At 46.2% G+C, this 19687-nt stretch carries 32 protein-coding genes, 1 tRNA gene and 1 pseudogene; 4 read left to right on the top strand and 30 right to left on the bottom strand.

What is annotated here, in order from left to right; genetic code table 11:
- Positions 1 to 6: 6 nt before the first annotated feature.
- The 27 genes from H8J70_RS08830 to H8J70_RS08700 all read right to left on the bottom strand — a co-directional run bounded on the left by H8J70_RS08830 (position 7) and on the right by H8J70_RS08700 (position 15039).
- Complete coding sequence (locus H8J70_RS08830; protein ID WP_186503657.1) at positions 7 to 510, bottom strand: phage tail terminator family protein; 504 nt, start codon at positions 508 to 510, stop codon at positions 7 to 9.
- On the bottom strand, positions 503 to 931 hold the full coding sequence (locus H8J70_RS08825) for an HK97 gp10 family phage protein (protein ID WP_186503655.1): 429 nt from the start codon (positions 929 to 931) through the stop codon (positions 503 to 505). Before H8J70_RS08825 ends, H8J70_RS08830 begins: the two co-directional genes overlap by 8 nt.
- Positions 915 to 1274 (bottom strand): phage head closure protein, encoded by a 360-nt coding sequence (locus tag H8J70_RS12875; protein WP_186503653.1) that lies wholly within the window; start codon positions 1272 to 1274, stop codon positions 915 to 917. The genes H8J70_RS08825 and H8J70_RS12875 overlap by 17 nt, the downstream gene beginning before the upstream one ends.
- Entirely contained in the window at positions 1267 to 1578 is a 312-nt protein-coding gene (locus H8J70_RS08815; protein ID WP_186503651.1) for a head-tail connector protein, read from the bottom strand. Before H8J70_RS08815 ends, H8J70_RS12875 begins: the two co-directional genes overlap by 8 nt.
- A 13-nt stretch (positions 1579 to 1591) precedes the next feature.
- Entirely contained in the window at positions 1592 to 2746 is a 1155-nt protein-coding gene (locus tag H8J70_RS08810; RefSeq protein WP_186503649.1) for a phage major capsid protein, read from the bottom strand.
- A 12-nt stretch (positions 2747 to 2758) separates the two neighbouring features.
- Positions 2759 to 3352, bottom strand: a complete 594-nt coding sequence (locus tag H8J70_RS08805) for an HK97 family phage prohead protease (protein ID WP_186503647.1) — start codon at positions 3350 to 3352, stop codon at positions 2759 to 2761.
- Positions 3309 to 4586 (bottom strand): phage portal protein, encoded by a 1278-nt coding sequence (locus H8J70_RS08800; protein WP_186503645.1) that lies wholly within the window; start codon positions 4584 to 4586, stop codon positions 3309 to 3311. Before H8J70_RS08800 ends, H8J70_RS08805 begins: the two co-directional genes overlap by 44 nt.
- 38 nt (positions 4587 to 4624) lie before the next feature.
- Positions 4625 to 4861 carry a hypothetical protein gene (locus H8J70_RS08795; RefSeq protein ID WP_186503643.1) on the bottom strand — a complete coding sequence of 79 codons (237 nt, stop codon included), beginning with the start codon at positions 4859 to 4861 and terminating at the stop codon, positions 4625 to 4627.
- A 12-nt stretch (positions 4862 to 4873) separates the two neighbouring features.
- Positions 4874 to 6538, bottom strand: a complete 1665-nt coding sequence (locus tag H8J70_RS08790; protein WP_186503641.1) for a terminase large subunit — start codon at positions 6536 to 6538, stop codon at positions 4874 to 4876.
- On the bottom strand, positions 6535 to 6840 hold the full coding sequence (locus H8J70_RS08785) for a hypothetical protein (protein ID WP_186503639.1): 306 nt from the start codon (positions 6838 to 6840) through the stop codon (positions 6535 to 6537). Before H8J70_RS08785 ends, H8J70_RS08790 begins: the two co-directional genes overlap by 4 nt.
- Positions 6841 to 7037: 197 nt before the next feature.
- Positions 7038 to 7364: an HNH endonuclease gene (locus tag H8J70_RS12870; protein WP_186503637.1), complete on the bottom strand. Its 327-nt coding sequence runs from the start codon at positions 7362 to 7364 to the stop codon at positions 7038 to 7040.
- Positions 7365 to 7663: 299 nt separating this feature from the next.
- Positions 7664 to 8098, bottom strand: coding sequence for a hypothetical protein (locus H8J70_RS08775; protein WP_186503636.1), 435 nt, complete (start codon positions 8096 to 8098; stop codon positions 7664 to 7666).
- Positions 8099 to 8431 (bottom strand): hypothetical protein, encoded by a 333-nt coding sequence (locus H8J70_RS08770; RefSeq protein ID WP_186503633.1) that lies wholly within the window; start codon positions 8429 to 8431, stop codon positions 8099 to 8101.
- Positions 8413 to 8748 carry a hypothetical protein gene (locus H8J70_RS08765; protein ID WP_186503631.1) on the bottom strand — a complete coding sequence of 112 codons (336 nt, stop codon included), beginning with the start codon at positions 8746 to 8748 and terminating at the stop codon, positions 8413 to 8415. The genes H8J70_RS08770 and H8J70_RS08765 overlap by 19 nt, the downstream gene beginning before the upstream one ends.
- On the bottom strand, positions 8741 to 9286 hold the full coding sequence (locus H8J70_RS08760; RefSeq protein ID WP_186503629.1) for a hypothetical protein: 546 nt from the start codon (positions 9284 to 9286) through the stop codon (positions 8741 to 8743). Before H8J70_RS08760 ends, H8J70_RS08765 begins: the two co-directional genes overlap by 8 nt.
- An 11-nt stretch (positions 9287 to 9297) precedes the next feature.
- The gene (locus tag H8J70_RS08755) at positions 9298 to 9696 is read right to left on the bottom strand and encodes a single-stranded DNA-binding protein (RefSeq protein ID WP_222433652.1); all 399 of its coding nucleotides are present in this window, start codon (positions 9694 to 9696) and stop codon (positions 9298 to 9300) included.
- Positions 9693 to 10322, bottom strand: a complete 630-nt coding sequence (locus H8J70_RS08750) for a hypothetical protein (RefSeq protein ID WP_186503626.1) — start codon at positions 10320 to 10322, stop codon at positions 9693 to 9695. Before H8J70_RS08750 ends, H8J70_RS08755 begins: the two co-directional genes overlap by 4 nt.
- A 21-nt stretch (positions 10323 to 10343) precedes the next feature.
- Positions 10344 to 10715: a hypothetical protein gene (locus H8J70_RS08745; RefSeq protein ID WP_186503624.1), complete on the bottom strand. Its 372-nt coding sequence runs from the start codon at positions 10713 to 10715 to the stop codon at positions 10344 to 10346.
- Positions 10712 to 10915 carry a hypothetical protein gene (locus H8J70_RS08740; protein WP_186503622.1) on the bottom strand — a complete coding sequence of 68 codons (204 nt, stop codon included), beginning with the start codon at positions 10913 to 10915 and terminating at the stop codon, positions 10712 to 10714. The genes H8J70_RS08745 and H8J70_RS08740 overlap by 4 nt, the downstream gene beginning before the upstream one ends.
- A 155-nt stretch (positions 10916 to 11070) precedes the next feature.
- Positions 11071 to 11853: a rolling circle replication-associated protein gene (locus H8J70_RS08735; RefSeq protein WP_186503620.1), complete on the bottom strand. Its 783-nt coding sequence runs from the start codon at positions 11851 to 11853 to the stop codon at positions 11071 to 11073.
- Positions 11854 to 12196: 343 nt separating this feature from the next.
- A complete protein-coding gene (locus H8J70_RS08730) occupies positions 12197 to 12529 on the bottom strand; it encodes a DUF4406 domain-containing protein (RefSeq protein WP_186503618.1) in 333 nt (110 codons plus the stop codon).
- 536 nt (positions 12530 to 13065) lie between these two features.
- Positions 13066 to 13326 (bottom strand): hypothetical protein, encoded by a 261-nt coding sequence (locus tag H8J70_RS08725; protein ID WP_186503616.1) that lies wholly within the window; start codon positions 13324 to 13326, stop codon positions 13066 to 13068.
- Complete coding sequence (locus H8J70_RS08720) at positions 13323 to 13829, bottom strand: hypothetical protein (protein ID WP_186503614.1); 507 nt, start codon at positions 13827 to 13829, stop codon at positions 13323 to 13325. Before H8J70_RS08720 ends, H8J70_RS08725 begins: the two co-directional genes overlap by 4 nt.
- A gap of 1 nt (position 13830) precedes the next feature.
- Positions 13831 to 14238 (bottom strand): DUF2116 family Zn-ribbon domain-containing protein, encoded by a 408-nt coding sequence (locus H8J70_RS08715; protein WP_186503612.1) that lies wholly within the window; start codon positions 14236 to 14238, stop codon positions 13831 to 13833.
- Positions 14231 to 14596, bottom strand: a complete 366-nt coding sequence (locus H8J70_RS08710; protein ID WP_186503610.1) for a hypothetical protein — start codon at positions 14594 to 14596, stop codon at positions 14231 to 14233. The genes H8J70_RS08715 and H8J70_RS08710 overlap by 8 nt, the downstream gene beginning before the upstream one ends.
- A gap of 3 nt (positions 14597 to 14599) precedes the next feature.
- Positions 14600 to 14782, bottom strand: coding sequence for a hypothetical protein (locus tag H8J70_RS08705; RefSeq protein ID WP_186503609.1), 183 nt, complete (start codon positions 14780 to 14782; stop codon positions 14600 to 14602).
- Between the two features lie 41 nt (positions 14783 to 14823).
- Positions 14824 to 15039 carry a helix-turn-helix transcriptional regulator gene (locus tag H8J70_RS08700; protein ID WP_186503608.1) on the bottom strand — a complete coding sequence of 72 codons (216 nt, stop codon included), beginning with the start codon at positions 15037 to 15039 and terminating at the stop codon, positions 14824 to 14826.
- Positions 15040 to 15213: 174 nt separating this feature from the next.
- Between H8J70_RS08700 and H8J70_RS08695 the strand changes: the two genes are divergently transcribed.
- From H8J70_RS08695 to H8J70_RS12865, 4 genes and pseudogenes are all read left to right on the top strand, one after another.
- Positions 15214 to 15591 (top strand): helix-turn-helix domain-containing protein, encoded by a 378-nt coding sequence (locus H8J70_RS08695; RefSeq protein ID WP_186503607.1) that lies wholly within the window; start codon positions 15214 to 15216, stop codon positions 15589 to 15591.
- 8 nt (positions 15592 to 15599) lie between these two features.
- Entirely contained in the window at positions 15600 to 16040 is a 441-nt protein-coding gene (locus H8J70_RS08690; RefSeq protein WP_186503606.1) for an ImmA/IrrE family metallo-endopeptidase, read from the top strand.
- Positions 16041 to 16070: 30 nt separating this feature from the next.
- On the top strand, positions 16071 to 16712 hold the full coding sequence (locus H8J70_RS08685) for a hypothetical protein (RefSeq protein ID WP_186503605.1): 642 nt from the start codon (positions 16071 to 16073) through the stop codon (positions 16710 to 16712).
- A gap of 315 nt (positions 16713 to 17027) precedes the next feature.
- Positions 17028 to 18002, top strand: a pseudogene (locus tag H8J70_RS12865) (recombinase family protein); the annotation flags it as partial.
- 264 nt (positions 18003 to 18266) lie between these two features.
- Here the strand turns inward: H8J70_RS12865 and H8J70_RS12620 are convergent.
- The 3 genes from H8J70_RS12620 to H8J70_RS08670 all read right to left on the bottom strand — a co-directional run bounded on the left by H8J70_RS12620 (position 18267) and on the right by H8J70_RS08670 (position 19416).
- Positions 18267 to 18434, bottom strand: coding sequence for a hypothetical protein (locus tag H8J70_RS12620; protein WP_246415326.1), 168 nt, complete (start codon positions 18432 to 18434; stop codon positions 18267 to 18269).
- A 58-nt stretch (positions 18435 to 18492) separates the two neighbouring features.
- Positions 18493 to 18568: transfer RNA gene (locus H8J70_RS08675), tRNA-Lys, on the bottom strand.
- 89 nt (positions 18569 to 18657) lie between these two features.
- On the bottom strand, positions 18658 to 19416 hold the full coding sequence (locus H8J70_RS08670; RefSeq protein ID WP_343068705.1) for an SMP-30/gluconolactonase/LRE family protein: 759 nt from the start codon (positions 19414 to 19416) through the stop codon (positions 18658 to 18660).
- Positions 19417 to 19687: the final 271 nt, after the last annotated feature.

The following is a 19687-nucleotide window of genomic DNA, read 5'->3' as shown; positions in this document are numbered from 1 at the left end:
TACCTCCTAAATTGTCTCTTTTGTAATAACCGCGCCGTATGTTTCTTTGTCAGCGCGCCCGGCGTTGTGATTGATGCTCATGCTGACTGTATCTGCTGTTTCTGCTGTAGAGGCCGCTTTATTGACCCGTTCCTTGTAGAGGATAGTGAGCGTAATGCTCAGTACATCATCTTCCTCGCCTACACGATCATCTTCTACCTCATCTATCTTCAGATTTCGCTCACCCGCATCAATGCCAACAGCAAACAGGCTTTGCACGCGATCGATTACGTCCATATACGTAATTTCATTTTTTTCGTTGTCTTTAGCGTAGTAGTCCAGTGTAATCCGCAGTTCCTTGTCTACCCAGTTCAGTGTTTGCGGCGTCATGGTGGAGTTTCCGCTGATGAAAAAGCAAGGTTTCCTGAAGTGTTCCCGTACCTCGTCAGAATATACCGGACAATTAAATTCCGTTGTCAGCATCGATACGACGGTCTTCATGACCTGCGCCTGTCTTACAATCTCACTCAAGCTTTTCCCTCACTCTCTTGTAGAAATCCTTTTCCATGCTTTTTCTGGTTTTATCCCAGTTTGCATCTACTGCATTTTCAAAGAATTTCACATGACGATTTAACGCGGCGTGCCATTCCGGTTTCGGATTCCCATGCGCATCCTTCGGATTTTGCACGCCCCTGTTTACCAGATGGTAATGTGGTGCCGTGTTCTTGATGTTGGCTACAGGCTGCGCGTCCATCTTGTCTACCATCTTCAGCTTCCAGCGGTTTTTCAGGTGCTGCCGGCTGCTCTTTTTCCTGCCGCTTTCCGGCGTCGCTTTTTTTAACGCTCTGACCATGCGTTTAGCGCCCTTTTCCAAGGTTTCCCCAGCATCTGCTGGATATTCCCGTTGCATAGTCTCTAGCCTGGCAATGAATTCCTCAAGTGTCATTGACATCCACATCACCTGCCTGTTTACGGTTACACATTAATTCAAGCTTTACATGCGCCTCATATGGGTCCACGACAGAAGTTATCTTGTAGATGGTCTGGCCATACTTTACTAACATGTCTGTTGTGATGCCTGGCCTGTACCGGATAGTTACCTTTGTAATCATTTCTACCTTGTCCCGGTATTGCTCATAGTACGTTTTCCCTCGTGCTGGTTCTATTCGTGCCCATACACTATTACCAATAGCATCTACTAAGGCCTGATGTGTCAGACCATAGTCATCTCTTGTCTCCGTGTATTTAAGCAGCGTTACCCTTTTGTCCAGCGTCCCAATCTCAACGTTAATCATTGGCATCACCTGTATACGCGCCACATTGTGCAATGTGAATTAGCAGTGCCGTGACTGAGTGCGGAATATCGTTGATAGCTCCCGGTTTTGCACTGTAGATGGTCCTGTTTTCGTACCAATGGGCTACCAACATTTTTACGCACAAGTCATAGAGGCCATCATCTTCTCCTGCACTTGTTTTGCCCGTCGTGTACCGGATATAATCACGGGCCGCAACTATCAGGCTCGTGATCAGTTCGTCATCATCGGTCAGATCAGCGTCTAACTTCAGGTAATTTTTAGCTTGCCCTAAGGTTACGGCCATGACTTATCCCTCCTTAGCCGACGTTACCCGTGAGCATGATGAGAGAATTGAAGTCTACAGGTTTGCCGTCGGCGATCATGATAGACTTCCGGATGATGTCATCCGTTTCGTTGTCTTCGTAGACCTTCATGGCCACGCTGTAGTTCGTGTTCAGGACGTAGTCTTTCATGCGATAGATGAAGGCGAAGACGTCGGTCTTGGTCAGGGTATCTGCATAGGTAGGCAGATAGTCGCAGAGGACGACGTTGCGGCCAAGCAGGGTACGGGCAGGCACGCCATTGATTCCGGCGTTGACGCGGGCAATAGGCTGACCGTCTGCATCGACCATGCCGACGAATTTCATGAAGGTCGGTTTGCTCATGACCCATACAGAGCCGGCTTCATAGGCCTGTTCCAGGGCAGCTTCTGCTTCGATGAGCGTGTCATATTCGAGTTTGTCCACAGGCAATTTCGTGCCCTTTTCCAGGTCGTGGATGATACCTGTAGGCTGACCCGAGCCTGTCCCCTTGATGATGGATTCTTCCAGGGCGACTGCCATGGCTTCGGCTACGTTGTTGACGATGGTGTCTTCAAAGGCAGAGAGCGTCATGTATTCTACTTCCAGCGTGACGGCAACGGCGCAGCGCAGCTTGAAGTGGCTGAAGGTGATGGTGGTGCCGAGCGTCTTGTTCTGCAGCGGGCTGGTTGCGCCTTCTGCTACCCAGGTAGCTACCGGTTTGACGTTACTGGTAGGAATGGCCAAGCCGGATGCATAGGCTGTGCGCGTAATGAGAGGCAGGATATTGCCATACGTGCGCACCTTTTCGATGATCCGGTTGAGCGTCGTCGGTGGGATCAGGGCGCCTGCGTCGGTCGTATTGGCTACGGCCCGAAATTCTGCGGGGATTGCCGTGCCCCGGACCACGTAGTCCATAAAGGCCTTGCGGTATTCTTCGCTTTCAATGGTCTTCGGTTCTGTCATCGGTTTTTCTCTCATCTGGATTCCCTCCGGCTTCTGGCCAAGATTAATCTGTGCTGCAATTTTGTCACGTTCTTCAAGTTCTTTCTGTTCTGTATCGAGAGCGGCGAGTTCGTCCTGCAAGGCTCTCAGGTCTACGGTTTCGTTGCTTTCCAGTGCCGTGCGGATTTCTTCCTTGCGGCTGCGGATTTCAGCGAGTCTTTTGTTCATGTTGCTGCCTCCTTAGAGATATGTTTTTACAATCAATTCCTGTTTCAAGCGTTCTTCAGCCTGCTTGAGGGCTTCGATTTCTTCCGTCTGCGAGCGGGCCACGATAGTGGTGCCGTCATAGGCAGGCATGTCGACGGGACTGACGTCAACGATGGTGCCGATGTGCTGCACCCTGCGCGTGCTGGTCTTCGCATTTCTGTCTTCTTCTTCGGCTTCCTTATCGACGGAAAAGGCAAAGGACATTTTGCTGATGTCGCCGCGCTTGATGAGCTGGTAGATGTCCTTGCCGCAGGTCGTCGGCGCAATGTCTGCGCTAATCTTCAGGCCTCTTTCATCTACCTGCAGCTGCAGCGTGTTGTTTTGGGTCCTGGCCAGGATGTAGGCGACGTCGCTGTGATTGTAGTACATGACGACATCGCTCATGTCTGTGGCCGCATCAATGGCGCCGCTTTCGATGACTTCACGGTATTCAATGCCGCTCCAGCGCGATCGCCAAAGGACCGTTTCTTCGTTGAAGACGACGGCATAGCCTTCGACGTGCAGGCTATCTTCATTATTTCCATCAGCCTGTACCGTCAGGCTTCTGTATTCCGTTTTTCCCTTCATTTCCTTCACCTCCTTCCGTTGCTGGTTTCGGCTCAGGTTCCTGCCCGGTTTGGTACTTCGTCTGGTCTGTAGACTTGACGTAGTTCAGGCTGACTACAATCTGCTCGCCTTCTTCGCCTGGCAGTCCGGCATACCCAAATAGTTCGCGAATTTCGTTTCGTTTAATAGCTCCTGCCGGTATCATAGCCGCAGCTATCTTGACCTTGCTTTCGGTGCTCATGTAAGACAGGCGGTTTGCTTCAAAGACAACTTCGTTGCCAAAGCCTCTTTCTTTTGGCGTAAAAATCTTTTCCGTGAATTCCTGACTCAGCTTGATGGCGATGGGGGCAATGACAGACTCGTAAAAGGCCTGGTATTCCTCTTCTGTATAGCTTCCTGCCACAATGTTGGCACTGACGCCAAAATATTTGTAGAGGTTATCCCTGGCAAATTCCATACGGGCCTTATCAAAGGTTTGTGTGTCCGTCGTAAGCTGCTGAAACTTGCCCCGGTTATCCAGCGCGCCGATTCCTGAGCCGTTGCTAGGTCCGGCGAAGGATTGCACGAAGTCATCCCACATGGCCTTCTGGTCTTCAGGCCGGACTGTACCGGTCCATTGGATGATACCGCGCAGGCGGTTGAAGTTTTTGACGATGTTGATGATGGCCACCTTGACGGCCTTCAAGAGGTCAATGTCTTCCTTCAGGATTTGGCCATCCGGGTCTCCGAAGACGTCGTCACGGTTGTAATGACGCCTGAGGTGAATCATCTCCGTGTAGGGGACGGTCGCTTGATCGCCCGAGCCGAAGGTAAACTTACAATAGAGGTTGCCGCTCCGGTCCTCGTAGAGCTCCAGGTTGTTGAAATTGAGCGGCCACAGGGCCATGACGTTGCCCAGCATATCGCGCTGGATGTAGATGAAGAGGTTGTTGTAGCAGTAGTACTGCGCAACGGCCCTCTCGATGAATTCCGATGCTGTCATCAGCCAGTTTGGCCGGACAGAGAGCAGATACTGCAGCTTGTCATCGGCTACTTTGATGATGTTGCCATTCTTCCGGACAATGTGTTTCGGATGCAATTTCCCAGCGTGCCTGGCAATGGTGTCGATGCAGTTGCGGCCTGTAGCGTTGTCATAGGCCTCTCCGTCGTAGGGCATATAGTCATTGCTGTAGCCGTCCAGCAGCTTCGCCCGGGTCAGGTTTTCCTTGTGTTTGCCCAGGCCGAAGATGGACTTGAATAGACTTCTTAGTTCCACGTTCTCACCCCCTTTCTGCTATAATTCAGCCCTGCTTATTATCTTTTCCGTTCCGGCATATATACGACTGTGCGCTGATCATAAATACGATCCATCAATTTTTCAAAGGCTTCCTTGCACTCTGTGTAGTTTCTATATTTCCCCAGTTCTCCGACTCCTTCAACGTCACCCATATCCGTTACTGCGTTGATGGTGTATTCCATGTCGTCGATAAAGATAATTTTTATTTTGTCCAGGTTAAATGCTTTATTTCCAAGACTGTTTACGATGATCATGCCTTCACTCTCCTAAATCAAATTCATGTAGTCTTCCTTGTTTTGTTCGTAGACGGCATAGGCGTCGAGCAGTGAAGCAAAGCCGTCGATACGTTTGCGCGGGTTACTGGTCTTCATGGGCTGGATGTTGTCGTTGCGATCTATGTCAACGGCCACGTTGGCCATACACCATTTCAATATTGGGTTGTTGTCGTAAATAATCCGCTTGGCTGTCATGTCTGCGGCCAGGTTCTTCATCGGCCCGGATAGTGTTTGCTTCCCTTGTGCTACAGGGACCATGATGTTTTCGCCGAAGCGTTCCTGCATGGCCTGTACCAGGTAGGCTGCGCTCCAGCGGTCGAAGCCACATTTGAACAGGTAGATGTCGTCCTGTTCCATTTCTTGGACGAACCAGTCCAAGATGAGGCGGTAGTCATTCCTGAAGCCGGGCGAGGTCCGAAGCCAGCCTTTCTTCTCCCAAATGTCATAAGGGATCTGGTCTTCATGGACCCGTTTTTCCAGCAGGTCCTCTGGGATCCAGTACATCTGCTTGACGTAGATGTTGGGATTGCCCCGGACGCAGAAGAGCAAGGTGGCACAGGTCAAGTCCGTCGTTTCGGACAGGTCGAAGCCGCCTATGCCATAACGTGGCGCCAGCTCTGCCAGGTCATAGGTGGTCTCGTTATTAAGCTGCTCGAATGTGAAAAAAGACTCCCCGCTCGTTTCCCGAACGTTGAAGTCTTTGCATAGCAGATTCTTCACGCGCAGCGCATCGTGTTGCGCCTGGTAGACCTTTTTGGCCAGTGTTTCTTCTTGTTTGATGGTGCCCAGGCCAGGATTGGCCTTTTGCCAGCACTCCGGCTTCGTCCATTCGTCCCTCTTGTCGAGTTCGTAGACGATGGGCAGGACCGTTTCGTCCTGGTATCCCTCCGGGTCGTCATAGCCCTTGATGATACGCTCACATTCTTCGTATTTCAGATCAAAGATGTTGTCTCTGACCGTGCCTGCCGTGGTGGTTATGATGCACATAGGCTGTTCACGGGCTGTCATGCCGTCGACGAGGACGTCGTACAGGTTCTTGTCTTTGATGGCGTGCAGTTCGTCGATGAGGGCGCCGTGGACGTTCAGACCATCGAGCTTGTTGCTGTCTGATCCCAGCGGTTCAAAGACGCCTTCATTTAACCGGCATTTTATTGAGCTGACGAGGCACTTGAGATGCTTATTGAGTGCGGGCGACTTCTTGATCATGCTCACTACTTCGTTCCAGATGATTTTCGCCTGGTCTTTTTTGGTTGCTGCGCTGTAGATTTCAGGGCCCGGCTCCCCATCAGCTACCAGCAGATACAAGGCCAGGCCTGCCGCCCAGGTCGATTTCCCATTCTTTCGCGCGACGATGAGGATGAGCTGCAGATACTCCCGCAGGCCCGTGTCTTTATCGACGAAGCCGAAGAGGGCAGCTGTGGCCGCCTTCTGCCACAGTTCCAGTTTCAGCGGCTTGCCACCCCAGGTCCCTTTCGATTGGCAGCAGAATGTCTCTACAAATTCGATGACGTACTTGGCTTTTTCGTCGTCGTATACGTATTGACTCCCAGTGTCGTGCAATTTATCGACCAGATGCTTGTATACGCGGCGCACTTTTTCAGATACCGCCACACGACCGTCCAGGATTTGGCCATAGTACTCTTCGATGTAGTTCATACTCTGCGCTTGAGATAGTCAAGCACTTCGTCCTCTGCCTGTTTCTGGTCTGTTTCAGGCAGGCATGACAGCAGTGTCCGGATGATGGCATTGTAGTTCTTGACCATGGTGCTGTATGCCTTCGATTCCGTTGACTCCTTCTTCCCTTTTTGGTTTTCGCCGTTTTGGTACTCTTCGATAAAGCCGACTTCGTCAAGCTGCTCAGAGAGGCGCATGATGTACTGCTCCATTTTGGCAGCCTGTTCGATGGACGGCTCGACGAGTGTCATTTTATCGCCGTCAATGTCGGAAAAAATCTTCATTAAATTCTCTTTTCGGCGTTTTATGATTGTTTTTTCCTTTAATCTGGCCATCGTCATCCACCTCCTCTTTTTTTGCTTTATCTTTATAAGCAACAGCTATGACTACACCCCCCTCGTGCGCGCCTTGCGTGTTACACGAATGGCCGCCCCCGGCGTCAATTTTTTGGAAAATTGTTTTCGATAAAGGGGGGTATGGCCTATTTTTCTCCCAAAATCCCTACCAGATTTCCATTTTCATCGAACTGGCAGGTCCTCCCGGTGCCCTGCGGCGCGTGAACAGCGTTGTGGCAGTAGATACACAGCAGCTCAAGGTTATCCCACCCATAGACAATGTTATCGTCTTGTACATTGTCTGCTGTCAGGTGCTGCTTATGGTGTACGATCCAGTGCGGTTCCTTACCGGTGCCAATGAATGATTGATTATGGCACCGCTCGCAGATATAATGCTGAGATGCTGCGTAAGCCTTTGCTACCTTCCTCCAGCGCTGGCTGTTGTATATAGGCGCGTTCCATTCTCTGGCCATGGCGCACCTATTTCAATATCAAATTCCGTTTCCGATTGGGAACGGGTTCATGATTTAAATCTGTTTGCGTTTTCTTTTTGGCTTTCCGTTTTGGCTCGAAGGAAATGCAGCGCTCACGATCTATGACCAATCTCATGTTCAGGCAGCATCCTTTAGGATGGTGTCTGCATCTCCTGTTTTGACAATAAACCATGCTACCAACTCCTTACATTCGTGTACGCAAAAAGGCACTGCGTATATACGCAATGCCTTTGGTAAATCTCTCTGTTTTAATTATAACCTAAGTGGATACTATACTTCTATCTACTCTTTTTCATTCGCTTGATTTCGGGATTTGCCTTTTCAAAATGGATGAGTGCACGCCCGTGTAATTTGTAAATTCCTGGTACGCTGTAATCCATATCAGAGGCAATGTCTTCCCATTTTTTATTGATCAGATACCGTGCTGTAAGTAATGCGCGTTCATCTCCGTCTTCTACTTTGTTTATCTTCCCTTTGGCCGCATCACGTGCCCTGATGTATAGGTTTTCCTCCCGCTTTATCTTTTCCAGGTAACTTTCCCAGCGTTCAACCCGGTCAGATATGTCAGACCCTTTGCCGCCTGACGTTCCCATACCAACGCCACAATGTATTTCGTAGAGGATTTTTTTCTTGACTTCCATGATTTCCTCTTGCGTAACCATCAGCGCGTTCCGTTGTTTCCTGATATTCCAGAGATATTCCTTACCCGTCAATCAATCCGTCCCTCCCCTCGCCAATATGAACCCTGTCTCGATTACATCCTTCACCTCTCTTACTGCCTGATCTATTGTACAAACGATAACTCTGTAGAGTTCTATCACGTTATCTTCAATCCGTTCATTCCTGGCTACCAAATAGCTTCTCTTGTAGCCATCTATCTTCTTTCCTGATACAGGCAATACAATTTCTGTATTTTCACATCCTTCGTAGTTTATAATTCTCCATTCAACGCAACCAGCCATTACAGCAGGTGTTTTATCCCAATCAATTTGATAGGTGCAAATTTTACGCATATCACTCTTCTTTTTTAAATTGTATTCCACCATTCTCGTTCAGCTCCTAACTCTTTCATCAGTGCGTCTATATACTTCTTGGCTCTTCTTGCGCATTCTTCTCCGTAACCAAGTGTACACTCTTTCTTCGGCAGATATTCGATGCACTTTTCTAGTTTTGTCAGTGTTCCCTTGTCTACCGTCACACCTGAGCAACGGATTTCTACTACCAGTTTAGCCATGTCCCACTTTACATAATCCCGTAGGATTTCTGCCTTTTCTGTTTCCCTGCTTTCCCATGCGTCACGCCATTCTAAGACTTCTTCAAGCAGCTCATCCAGCATGTCGATAAGGTCCTGTTCACTAGTCATTATCTTCCGGCTCCTTTACTTTTAAAATTTTTCTCTTTTCCCGTTCGTATACTGTCAGCTTGTGCTGCCAGGTCCAGTCATTGACCATGGATAACGCGCTGATTTCTACTTTGTTTTCCCAAAGTTCCGGATAAATTTCATACATATCCCGCAGTATCATTTCAATGTCATGAATAACAAATGTGGGCGCTTCTTTTGTATCCAAGGGCGTAAATTGTTCCTGTCCCCAGAGATCCCAAATTCTTTGTTCCAGTTTTCTTTCCCTATTTATCACTTCGGCTTCACCTATTCCCGTGAATTCTTCGTGTTCTTCATCATTTGTTTCTTCGTCATCATCATAAGAGACAAGTTTCCCTGTGTTTGCGTCAAATACAATTTCCCCTTTTGTCGCATCCCTTACGAGCTGGTTCTGGATGAATCCATGGATGAATCCGTTCTCACTCTCTTTTAGTGTGTGTGTAAATTGTCCTTGTTGTGGATGGTACCATCTTGGCATTTCATCTGCACTCATTGTATATTTTTTCTTTTCATCTGCCATCTTCGTCCCCCCTAGAATGGTATGTCTTCGTCTTGGCCCGCATCATGGCCCATGTCGTTGAAGCCGTTGTGCGTGGCTGTGTTTGTTATGGTGTTGTCTTCTTTTTTTCCGGTGAATTCCATTCGATTCACAATTACGTCTGTAGTGTAGTAGGTTCTGCCGTCTTTTTCGTAATGGCCTGTATGGATTTGTCCATGGATGGCAAGCTGGCGACCTTTCCGGACGTACTTGTCTACAACTTCGGCTGTTTTATTAAAGGCTATGCACCGGATAAAATCTGCCTGTTCTTTCCCGTCTCTTGTTTTTGGCCGGTTGACTGCCAGCGTGAAGCTGCTGACAGCTGTACCATCAGGCGTGTAATTGGTGACAGGGTCTTTGACGAGCCTGCCGATCAGGACGACTACATTCATTTTTTCACCGCCTTTTCCATGGACAGCCGGTGCTGCACCAGCTTCAGTATCCGTCTGCATTTGGCACTGCATGCATATACTCCTGCATTTACTTTGTTCTGATGGAATTCATTAAAGGCTACGCTCCCGCCACAGATTGGGCATTTCCCAGACTCCGTTTTCCGCATCCGTTCTTTCGCTTGCTCAAAGCAAGAATCACAGAGCAATGATTCCATCTTCGGCGTAAACTTTTTCCCACAGGCAATACATCTCACCTTACCATCTCCTCGTTCTGTAAATAGTTTCGTTTCAATTTCTTCTGCATACTGTATAGCTGACCAGGCACTATGAATGGCCTCTTCTTTAAATCCCTGATAACTGGATTCTTTTGGCAGCATCATGATCTTCTGGATGAGCCAGAGCCAATCCATATCAATCTCAAGCTCCAACTTTTCCGCGCGAATGTATAGATCTATGAGTTTGGACATGAGTTCCCGTTTGATGAAATTCATTTGGCTTTCCCTGCTGAAGTCGTAGGCGTGAATCCAATCCTGCAACAGCTCATTGATTTTGACACAGATCAGGCCCATCTCTTCCAGGATAATTCCTCTATCCTTCATGCTTTTCTTCTGTGGCTCTTTCTTCATACTCCACCTTCCTCCCGGTATTTACACTTCCTCTTTTTTGATGAAATACTTCAGGTGTTCATAAAACGACAGCATTAACAATCCATCATCTATTAAGTAGCCATTCCAATCATGGCCATCCATTTCTTCAAGAAGCTCAATAATCCACATCCATTCAAAATAGTTATTCAGTCCCATTTCTTTTGCCATTTTTCTGGCAACCTTCACCAGCTTAATTGCTTCGTTCCTTTTGCCACGGGCCTTTTGACGAAAGCGACGAGCTTGTCTTTCATGGCCGGTCTCATAGCGTACCTCATCTTCTGCTTTTTCAACCAGCGTGATATACATCTCAAACTCATCATAGGACTGCTCAAGGCAATGAATAATCATTTCTTTTGTGATTACTTCGTTCATTCTTTGACCTCTTCCACAATAACTTCCACGTGTGGATTTTTCTTATCCACTTCAAACCGGTCTTCAAAGCTTACGATTTCTTTCCAGCCGTCATTACTCAAGATTTCCATTTCCTGCAGGCTGTCGAGAATGAATTTCTTACCGAAGGCAACGTTGTCCTTATCTCTTCTCCGGTTCTTCTCTACCCAGATGAACGTCATGCGTGCTCTCCCGATATGCTGGCCATGGTATTTCAACATGCCCAGCTTACATAGATAATGTGCATCCCTGCTCATTCTGTTTCCAGTATGAGCACTTCCTCTGCAGGCCCGGACATATTCGTTCAGGCTAGGCAGTGTTCCAGGAATTATGATTTTCATTTCTTTTGCTTCACGTCCCTTCGCTTCAATTTGGCCATGACATGCCAGCCATTCAGATCGGAGAATACTGCCGAAGCCTCTATAAATTGGTAGCCAATGTAGATGCTTTCCCATACTTCAGGGCAATCTGTCAGCCCTGCTAGTTCGTTAAGCTTCCGGTGAGAAAATTTCCAGTCATTCTTTTTGATGATAGGGTTCTTCAGGTTTCGGCTGCACAGATACGATCTGGAATGCTTTTCCTTCCTGTCTATTTTTTTCGTGATGTACTGGCAAAGTTTCTGCATGAGTTCGTTGTCATCAATGCGTAACTTGCTTGCATTGCACAGCCCTTTCTTCCATATCTCTTCCATTTCGTCCCGTGACAGGCCGCCGCTGATAATCATATGGAAATGATAGGTTGTTCCTGTCTTTTTTTCCTTGCTTTCCATGGTCCCCATATATTTCACCGCATCAAGGCCCAGCTTCTTTCTGCGGCGGTTGATACGTCGAATAAAATTATGGAATTCTTTTTTCCCGTCTTCCTTTGTTTCTGGCATGTTTTCCGTCGAGAAGGTAAAAGTCATGTAGTAGTCTTCTTTGGAAAAGTTCGTCATTACTTTTTGCCGGAACTTTCTGATAGCATTTTTCCTGTTCCATTTCGCTTTTCCAGGTGTAGATGGTTTTTCTTTCTTCCTGCGAAGTGGTTTCCCTCTGTCGTTCATGTTTGGCATCTCAAACAACTCGGTCTCCAGATATTCATCTCCGCAGTAATATTTCACGTTTCGAATGAACCCCATCATCTCACCTCTTTAGAAAATGGAACTAAAGATAGTATCTACTACTAGCCCCTACCACCTCGAAGGTGGTGTGTTTTTTTTGACATATATATGTATTATATATAGGCCGTTATATGAAAATTGATAGGGACGATTTCTATCCCTATCAAATTCTCTGTTTATTCTGTTTCAAGATCTTGTTTTTTTGGCTGTTTGCGAATTGCTGGCCTGAGTCCGTTACCCTGTATACCGGTGTTTGGTTTACACGTCCGATCATCCTTGCATACCCTGCGCCTTGTGCCATCCCAGATTGCAACCCAGGTCCATTCACCTGGATCCAATTCTTTATGGCAGTACCAGCATTTCATCAGTAGACTCCGCCATCTATAAATTCGTATGCGCTTACATAGATAGGCTTGCCAAATTCTTCAGCCCATTCCTTTTCTTTTCGGCATCCGGTGCTGGTTTCCCAATCGGTTCCCAAAATGACGGCATCAGACCTTTTTATCACTTCTTTACACTGAGCCATGATGCTCTCATAGCTGAGTTCTGCTTTCCCTTGTGCCTTCATGGCGTCTATGGGATTGTAAAAATAAATATGTGGGAAAATAGCAGCCAATGACGCTACCATGTGCCTGGCACACATTGTATTCAGGCATTCTGCGCCTGAATATGGATTACTTACGTACACCATCATCATTTTCTCACCCCCTTGTTTGATTCATCTTGATCCGGATACTCGCAGTGCCAGCAACCGGAATATGATTCGAACCACATACAGATTGGGCAATGCTTCATGCATATGAAGCCCTTCTGCAAATGACAATACACGCTGTGTTTTAGCGGTTCTCCACATAGTACACAAAATGTATTCATATATGCATCATCCCTATTACATATGTAATGTATGCACAGATCACCGTGAAGGCAATCCATGCTAAATGCTGATTAACCTGCAATAAAAAATAATGTACTATACATAAAATAGTAAACTTAGGTGCATGCCTGAACATTCCACTGATCAGGTCGAAGCTGTGCATATCCCGTATGCTTTGCGTCTCTTCGTATGAGTAGCCTCCAGCTTCGGCCACGATAGCAGATACAAATTCCTTAAAACTGTGAAACTCCATCGTTCCACCTCTTTTACAATTATTTAGCCCGTGCTATAATGTACTTGATAATTTTTATAAACTCTTTTTTCTTGGCGCTACCTATTTGCCGATAGGTAGCGTTTTTTCATCGTACAATCAGGCCAAATTTCCACATAGTATAAATGATCATGGCCACGCCCATGAGAATGGCTGCCAGAAACAAGGTTGCTCCCTTCCAAGCATCCGCCTCGTTTTGCAATGCCATCACTTCCTTAGCAACTTTTATAGCCGCTTCGGCTTCTCTTTTTTCTTGTTCCCTTTGTTCCGCTGTCTTCGTTTGCATCTTTTCGTAGTTTGAATTAATCCAAGTAGCCAGCGGTTCAGATGCCATCATCTTGTTTGTCATTTAAATACGCCTCCTAACTGTATTGCTGCCATAATAATTCCGGCAATATAAACTACTATCCCCAGTACTAGCCACCCCATGCCATCATCAAGCCTTGCTTGCTTTTTTTCAGCGAATGGCCGCATTTCATGACATATATTGATGTACTTATACAAGAGGTATGACGCAGCTTGTTCCGGTGTTCCCTTGTATACTTTTTCGGTTATCAATTCTTCGCTATTAAACACAGGCACCCTGTCGCTTTTAAACGTTTTGAATAAATACACGATTGCCCTTGTCGTGAAGATGATTCCAGGTGATAGCAATCCTGCGTGGATGATACAATCTACTCTGTATAGCATGCCTGCCATAGTGACGATGGAAGCCAGCAGAGCTATCCCTGCCCTACGACTAATGTCATCGTATCTTTTTTGCAATCGTTGATAGTCTTCTAAAGCATACGGTGCTAAAAACTCCGCCGCCGGATATGCCCCGCTTTTATCTTGTAGCTTTTCTTCGTCCATGTTACCTCCGCATCAATGCAACATATTCTCCATATGACAGCCCCATTTTATTTGCTGCCCTTGCTTTCTCATCAAGCCTGCTATTATCATGCAGGTCTTTTTTTATTGGTTTCTTTTTGGTTTGCGTGCTCTTTCTTGGATGCTGGCGACCGTATTCAGTCCTCCTGATTTTCCCTATGGTTTCACCACAGCGCGAACTACATGCTTTTCTCTGCGGGTTAGGGTTTTTAATGGGTTTTCCACAAACCACGCAGTGCGTGAACATACCGCCATTTTTTACTATTTCTTCATGTTTATTTAACTGATCTAAGACCCGCTTCACGCAGGCATTGCAAAATATAACGTGCCCTCCGGTATGCGGTACAAATTCATATTCTTTTCCGCATATACTGCATACTTTTTTAGTCATTGCCCTGGCCTCGTTTCATGGCCATGTAATATCCATATGTCAACCCTGATTCATTGGCCTCTTTTACCCGCTGATCTAGGTTGGACTGCCCTATTTTTGCATTCTTCTTTCTTCTCCTTCTCCGTCTATTAATCTGATAGACGCTGTTAAGCAAGCTGCTACATTCATCCGAGCAGGTAAACTTGTTAAATCTTGGTATTTCAATCTTTGCACCACAGATAATGCAATGCTCTGTCCGTTCATGTTTTTCTTTTGCTTTCTCTCGCTTTACACGAATTAAATCAACACAGACAGCACAAAACTTCCGGTTATTTTCACCTTCAAATTCTTTTCCACAAATTTTACAATATGACCTCATTTCTCAGCCTCCTGCAGCTGCACGCTTCGCCCGTTTCCAGGCTTCGAATTCTTTTTTGTGTGCATCTTTGTATTCTCTTGCCAAATCATTCATACATACCAAAAAGAATTCGGGCAGTTGTCCCCATCTTTCTTTCTGTGGCATTATGACTGGTCTTTCTTCGATGGGGATTTTTCTTTTATCCATATTCCTCCCTCCATTTTACTTGTATAACTGACTATTTTATTTTAAGAACTTGTTTTTCCGTCATTTTGTTTCAAAAAATTAAGATCTAAATCTAATATTATCCCTAATTTAGACAATAATTTTAAACTTGGCGTATAACGTCCTCTTTCAACATCCGCATAGTAGGGGCGCGATACCTCAGCCTCATCTGCAACCTGCTGTTGAGTTTTTCTTTTTTTAATTCTAGCCTGTTTGATAAATTCTGCCAGATTTTCCATATGCGTCACCTCCTGTCCGTGATATACCGTCTTACGTTTGTAATTGTATCGTATCTCCGTCACTAAGTCAATAGTATTTCCGTCCGATATATATTATAATTTAATTATAGACGGATTTACCATACAATAAAAATAGACATGGTATCTGCTCACATTAAAAGGAAGGTAAAAAATATGAATAGTCTTGGTGAGAATATTAAAAATGCTAGAAAGCATGCTGGAATGACTCAGCACGAACTGGCTAAAGCAACAAATCTATCTAGATCGTATATTGGGGATATTGAAAAAGATAGATATAATCCTAGCCTGTCATCTTTAAAGGCTATAGCATCTGCTACAGATACACCTCTCGAAGAACTTATAAGTGGTTACAAGTATGACTTGTCAAATGGTGAACTAGTAAAGATTCCTAAAGATCTAAATAGATTCTTACAGCAAACAGAGATAGTATTTAATGGAGATACCTATAATTTAACAGAAGAGGAACGTGCAATGATAATGAAATCTTTAGAAGTAGCCTTTTATGCTGCTAAAAAAGCTAATAAAAAATAAAACTCCTTATGGTACATAAGAATATTAAACTACGTGTAAAAAACCTCGTTAATAAAACCGGCACAGCAAATCCTATTGAAATAGCTTCTATGTTGCGTATTCCTATTGTATATACTAGTTTGCCAGATAAGATAAAGGGTTATCTTGTACGCCCTGTTCGAAGAAAAACAATCGTAATTAATGATTCCCTTGATGATCGTGAAGCTTATATTGTAGTAGCTCACGAACTTGGCCATGCAATGCTTCATGGCGCTACTAACTCTTTTCATGCTGATACTGCTTCTTTTACTCGCTCTCGTGACGAATACGAAGCAAATCTGTTCGCCCTTTATTTGCTCTCTTACAGTTTTGATATTGATGAAAGGTTACTACAGGCGGCTCCCGGTACCAGAGATGTTATACCAGCTCCAGAAGCTCATAGACTTTTATGTCGCTGTCTTGATTGGTAATTTTAAAATTTTATAAAGGATGTGGTTTTAATGTATCAAATCTTCGGTGCTCTCTGTGTGATCTCGCTGATCATGCTCATTGTATCCCTCATTAAGCCTAAATGGGGGTTATTCGGTCAGCGTCCCAGTATTAAACGCAAACAGATTGCTCCTGTATGGCTTGTCTTAATGATTGCTTTTAGTGGTCTGGCCAACTATACCATGCCTGCTGATGTTGCCCAGGAAAAAGCAGCACAGTCTCAGTCCAATCATAAGAAAGTCGTGAAAGAAATCGGTGTTAAGGCTGGCATTGGAGATACCTTTAATCTGTGGGAAAAGGAATATGGAGAATTTACCGGAGATATGGTTAAATCAGGTACCGTTAATGGATCCCATGTCACATTGGTTGTTGTATCCGATCTAGATAATCGAGTAGTTAATATTGTCGTTGAGCCGCGCAATAAATATTATAAAAACGATGCCATCAAAGATATGCTCCCATCTGACGCCCAGAAGCTTGATACATCGAAAGATACAAGTGACCCAATGGTTACTAAGGAAAAAACGAATTACCACAGTGACACATTGGCTGAAGCGTTTCCTGAAACAAATGGTAATTTCAGTACAATTGACGTATACAATGGTCAAATTCATTCTTATATTTCAACTACAATTGATTGCACGCCTAATTAATTGCTGCAGGCAAAAAGAAAGAGACCTGCATGGTTTTCCATACAGGTCTCTTTCGTGCCTAGTTGTGATTCAATGACTCATAACCCTGAAGTCTTTTATATTATATCACTTAGCTCTTGTTTGTCCTAGTCTAGGGCAATAAAATAGCCCATTACCATGGCTAACAAACATGATAATGGGCTATCCCCATATCGGCCAGCAGCTCTGACGGATATGGTATAGAGTTGTTAAAATCCTGATTACCGCCTGTGCGAATGGGGGGTAACTCATATACATAGTATATCAAACTAGTTGTCCCTTTGAAAGGATAAAGCCATGGAAAATAAAGAAAATAGATATGCAGTCATTTACGCCCGGTATTCCAGCGACCGGCAGCGCGAAGAATCCATTGAAGGCCAGCTTCGCATCTGCGAAGATTTCGCTAAACGTAACAATCTGAAGGTCATCAACACCTATATTGACCGTGCCCAGACCGGACGATCTGACCGGCGTCCGGAGTTCCAGCATATGATTAAGGATGCTGCGCAAAAACATTTTCAGTTTATTTTGGTTTACAAGCTGAACCGCTTCGCACGTTCCCGTTATGACAGCTCCCGCTACCGTCATATCTTAAACGGCTATGGTGTCCGCATCATGTCGGCCACGGAAAACATTCCAGGCGACCCTAGTGGCATTCTATTGGAATCAGTCATTGAAGGCCTAGCAGAATTCTACTCTGCCGAGCTGGCTGAAAACGTACTGCGTGGCATGACGGAAAACGTGCTGGAAGGCAAATGGCCCGGCGGTCCTGTACCTCTTGGTTACAAGGTAGTAGATCACTATCTGCAAATTGATGAAACGAAGGCTCCCTACGTGCGTCAGGCATACCGTCTTTATATCGAAGGCCACAGCCTATCCTCTATTATCCGTGAATTGACAGCTGCAGGTTGTCTGACGGCAAACGGGAAACCTATTAGCATGTCTACGTTGGACCGAATGCTTTGCAATGAACGCTATACAGGTACTCTCATTTGGCGTGACATCCGTCATGCCAACGTCTACCCTGTCATTATTGATCCGGATACTTACGCAGCTGCCCAGGCTGTCATGAAGCGACGCAAAAAAACGCGGTCTAACAGTGACTACAATTTCCTTTTATCCGGAAAGCTTTACTGCGCCCACTGTGGTGCCCTCATGTCCGGTACGTCCGGCACGTCGAGGCAAGGCGTCCGGTACTATTACTATGTCTGCGCGTCCCGTCAGAACGCCTGTGATACAGGCTACATCCGCGCTGACCGCCTGGAAGACAAGGTGTTTAACGCAACGCTCCGCATCATTAATAATCCTAAAGCTATTGAAGCCATTGCCAAGCAGGCCATGGCCGTCCAGAAAAGCCAGGATGTATCCTTTGAAATCAAAGCTTTAAAGGACAACATCAAAGACCTGGAAAAGAAACTGAGCAACTGCATGAAGGCCGTCGATTCCGGTATGATCTCCAGCACCCTCACAGCCCGCGTACAAGACTACGAACGTCAACTTACCTTCATGCGCGAAGACGTAGCCCGGAAAGAACTATTAGATCAGCGCGACTTCGTGGACCAGGAAACCATAGAATTCTTTTTCCACTCCCTTGCCAAGCGCGTAGCTAATGACGACCGTTACAAATACATTATTGTCACAGCCCTCATCCAGGCCGTTATCATCCATGAGCACGCTGTTGAAATTCGGTTCAATTATAGACAACAAAACACCCCAGTATTACAGAATCCTGTAACACTGGAGTGTTCTGATAATTCCCGAATGGTGGACCATCAGGGGATCGAACCCTGGACACCCTGATTAAGAGTCAGGTGCTCTGCCAGCTGAGCTAATGGTCCATGGCTTTATGTGCCTTAGTGCTGAGCACATAAAGTATATTACACCACTTAGTCATAAATTGCAAGTCTTTTTTTGAATTTTTTTTACATTATTCTGCTAGTTTGTAAAGTCCGTAGGGTATGCGGTCTTTTTTGTCGTAGTTGAGCTGGGAGGTCGTAAAGTAGAGGGTGCCGTCCGGGGCGGCTGCGAGGGTATCGGCCCAGCGGATGGGTGGGGTGTCGATGGTTCTCCCCTGCTTGGTTTTTAGGTCGAAGGCGTAGAGGCTGTTTTCCGGGAGGTTTGCCATGTAGAGGGTGTGGCCTTGCAGGCAGAGGCCGTCGGCGCCGGGCAGGGTGGTGCTGAGGGTTTCGATGGCTTTTTGCCGTTCCTCCATGGTCTGGTCCGGGGCGCGCAGGCTGGCTGTGTTGATGGCGTAGAGGTGGCGGCCGCCGAGGCTCGTGAAGTAGAGGGTGTTGCCGTCTTTACTGAGTTCGATGCCGTCGCTAGCGGCTGGTTTGATGTGGCGGGCTTTCTGGTATGGTGTCTGCGGTTCGGCAGCGACTTCCTGTATGCCCGTGAGAGCGCGCCAGGCTTTGCCTGTGGACAGATTCAGGACGAGGATGCCGCCGGCGCTGGAATCGGTCATATAGGCGAATTTTCGCTGTGTGTCGATGCGTACGTCGTTGAGGTAGCTGTTGGGCAGGATGGCTGGTGCTTTCAGGGTGTAGACTTTGTCAATTTCGTTGCTCCCGAGGTCGACGCGGTATAGCTTGGCGCCGCCTGGGTCGACGTCTTTGCCGCGCAGTTTGGCTGCGTCGAGGATCCACAGGTGGTCCTGGTCGTCGGTGACGACGCTTTGGACGCAGATGAACTGCTTATTCGCCTGTACGCCCGGATAGGGTAAGCGCTCAATAAAACCATGTACCTAACAAAGAAGCCCACCCGAGTTATTGATATGCTCCCTTCTAGGTAGACATGAGAAATAATAAAATCTCACTCTACTTGGAAGGGAGCATTTATTATGCATAGAACTAAGGTTTGTGCAGAAGAAAAACTACATACGGTGCTAGATATTCTTGCAGGAAAAGAATCAGTATCTCATGCTGTAGCACGATTGTCAGTAAACAAATCCTCTGTAC

The organism is Megasphaera hominis (assembly GCF_014269395.1).
In the GTDB taxonomy this organism is placed as follows: Bacteria; Bacillota; Negativicutes; order Veillonellales; family Megasphaeraceae; genus Megasphaera; species Megasphaera hominis.
The sequence above is the reverse complement of the archived record's forward strand: the minus strand, read 5'-3'. Positions and strand labels throughout refer to the sequence as shown.

What these genes read in the sequence shown, in the direction of transcription:
- H8J70_RS08825 (WP_186503655.1), bottom strand. Translation starts at nt 931, where the DNA reads ATGTCAATGACACTTGAGGAATTCATTGCCAGGCTAGAGACTATGCAA.
- H8J70_RS12875 (WP_186503653.1), bottom strand. Translation starts at nt 1,274, where the DNA reads ATGATTAACGTTGAGATTGGGACGCTGGACAAAAGGGTAACGCTGCTT.
- H8J70_RS08815 (WP_186503651.1), bottom strand. Translation starts at nt 1,578, where the DNA reads ATGGCCGTAACCTTAGGGCAAGCTAAAAATTACCTGAAGTTAGACGCT.
- H8J70_RS08810 (WP_186503649.1), bottom strand. Translation starts at nt 2,746, where the DNA reads ATGAACAAAAGACTCGCTGAAATCCGCAGCCGCAAGGAAGAAATCCGC.
- H8J70_RS08805 (WP_186503647.1), bottom strand. Translation starts at nt 3,352, where the DNA reads ATGAAGGGAAAAACGGAATACAGAAGCCTGACGGTACAGGCTGATGGA.
- H8J70_RS08795 (WP_186503643.1), bottom strand. Translation starts at nt 4,861, where the DNA reads ATGATCATCGTAAACAGTCTTGGAAATAAAGCATTTAACCTGGACAAA.
- H8J70_RS08790 (WP_186503641.1), bottom strand. Translation starts at nt 6,538, where the DNA reads ATGAACTACATCGAAGAGTACTATGGCCAAATCCTGGACGGTCGTGTG.
- H8J70_RS08785 (WP_186503639.1), bottom strand. Translation starts at nt 6,840, where the DNA reads ATGAAGATTTTTTCCGACATTGACGGCGATAAAATGACACTCGTCGAG.
- H8J70_RS12870 (WP_186503637.1), bottom strand. Translation starts at nt 7,364, where the DNA reads ATGGCCAGAGAATGGAACGCGCCTATATACAACAGCCAGCGCTGGAGG.
- H8J70_RS08770 (WP_186503633.1), bottom strand. Translation starts at nt 8,431, where the DNA reads ATGGTGGAATACAATTTAAAAAAGAAGAGTGATATGCGTAAAATTTGC.
- H8J70_RS08765 (WP_186503631.1), bottom strand. Translation starts at nt 8,748, where the DNA reads ATGACTAGTGAACAGGACCTTATCGACATGCTGGATGAGCTGCTTGAA.
- H8J70_RS08760 (WP_186503629.1), bottom strand. Translation starts at nt 9,286, where the DNA reads ATGGCAGATGAAAAGAAAAAATATACAATGAGTGCAGATGAAATGCCA.
- H8J70_RS08755 (WP_222433652.1), bottom strand. Translation starts at nt 9,696, where the DNA reads ATGAATGTAGTCGTCCTGATCGGCAGGCTCGTCAAAGACCCTGTCACC.
- H8J70_RS08750 (WP_186503626.1), bottom strand. Translation starts at nt 10,322, where the DNA reads ATGAAGAAAGAGCCACAGAAGAAAAGCATGAAGGATAGAGGAATTATC.
- H8J70_RS08745 (WP_186503624.1), bottom strand. Translation starts at nt 10,715, where the DNA reads ATGAACGAAGTAATCACAAAAGAAATGATTATTCATTGCCTTGAGCAG.
- H8J70_RS08740 (WP_186503622.1), bottom strand. Translation starts at nt 10,915, where the DNA reads ATGACGTTCATCTGGGTAGAGAAGAACCGGAGAAGAGATAAGGACAAC.
- H8J70_RS08735 (WP_186503620.1), bottom strand. Translation starts at nt 11,853, where the DNA reads ATGATGGGGTTCATTCGAAACGTGAAATATTACTGCGGAGATGAATAT.
- H8J70_RS08730 (WP_186503618.1), bottom strand. Translation starts at nt 12,529, where the DNA reads ATGATGATGGTGTACGTAAGTAATCCATATTCAGGCGCAGAATGCCTG.
- H8J70_RS08725 (WP_186503616.1), bottom strand. Translation starts at nt 13,326, where the DNA reads ATGACAAACAAGATGATGGCATCTGAACCGCTGGCTACTTGGATTAAT.
- H8J70_RS08720 (WP_186503614.1), bottom strand. Translation starts at nt 13,829, where the DNA reads ATGGACGAAGAAAAGCTACAAGATAAAAGCGGGGCATATCCGGCGGCG.
- H8J70_RS08715 (WP_186503612.1), bottom strand. Translation starts at nt 14,238, where the DNA reads ATGACTAAAAAAGTATGCAGTATATGCGGAAAAGAATATGAATTTGTA.
- H8J70_RS08710 (WP_186503610.1), bottom strand. Translation starts at nt 14,596, where the DNA reads ATGAGGTCATATTGTAAAATTTGTGGAAAAGAATTTGAAGGTGAAAAT.
- H8J70_RS08705 (WP_186503609.1), bottom strand. Translation starts at nt 14,782, where the DNA reads ATGGATAAAAGAAAAATCCCCATCGAAGAAAGACCAGTCATAATGCCA.
- H8J70_RS08700 (WP_186503608.1), bottom strand. Translation starts at nt 15,039, where the DNA reads ATGGAAAATCTGGCAGAATTTATCAAACAGGCTAGAATTAAAAAAAGA.
- H8J70_RS08695 (WP_186503607.1), top strand. Translation starts at nt 15,214, where the DNA reads ATGAATAGTCTTGGTGAGAATATTAAAAATGCTAGAAAGCATGCTGGA.
- H8J70_RS08690 (WP_186503606.1), top strand. Translation starts at nt 15,600, where the DNA reads ATGGTACATAAGAATATTAAACTACGTGTAAAAAACCTCGTTAATAAA.
- H8J70_RS08685 (WP_186503605.1), top strand. Translation starts at nt 16,071, where the DNA reads ATGTATCAAATCTTCGGTGCTCTCTGTGTGATCTCGCTGATCATGCTC.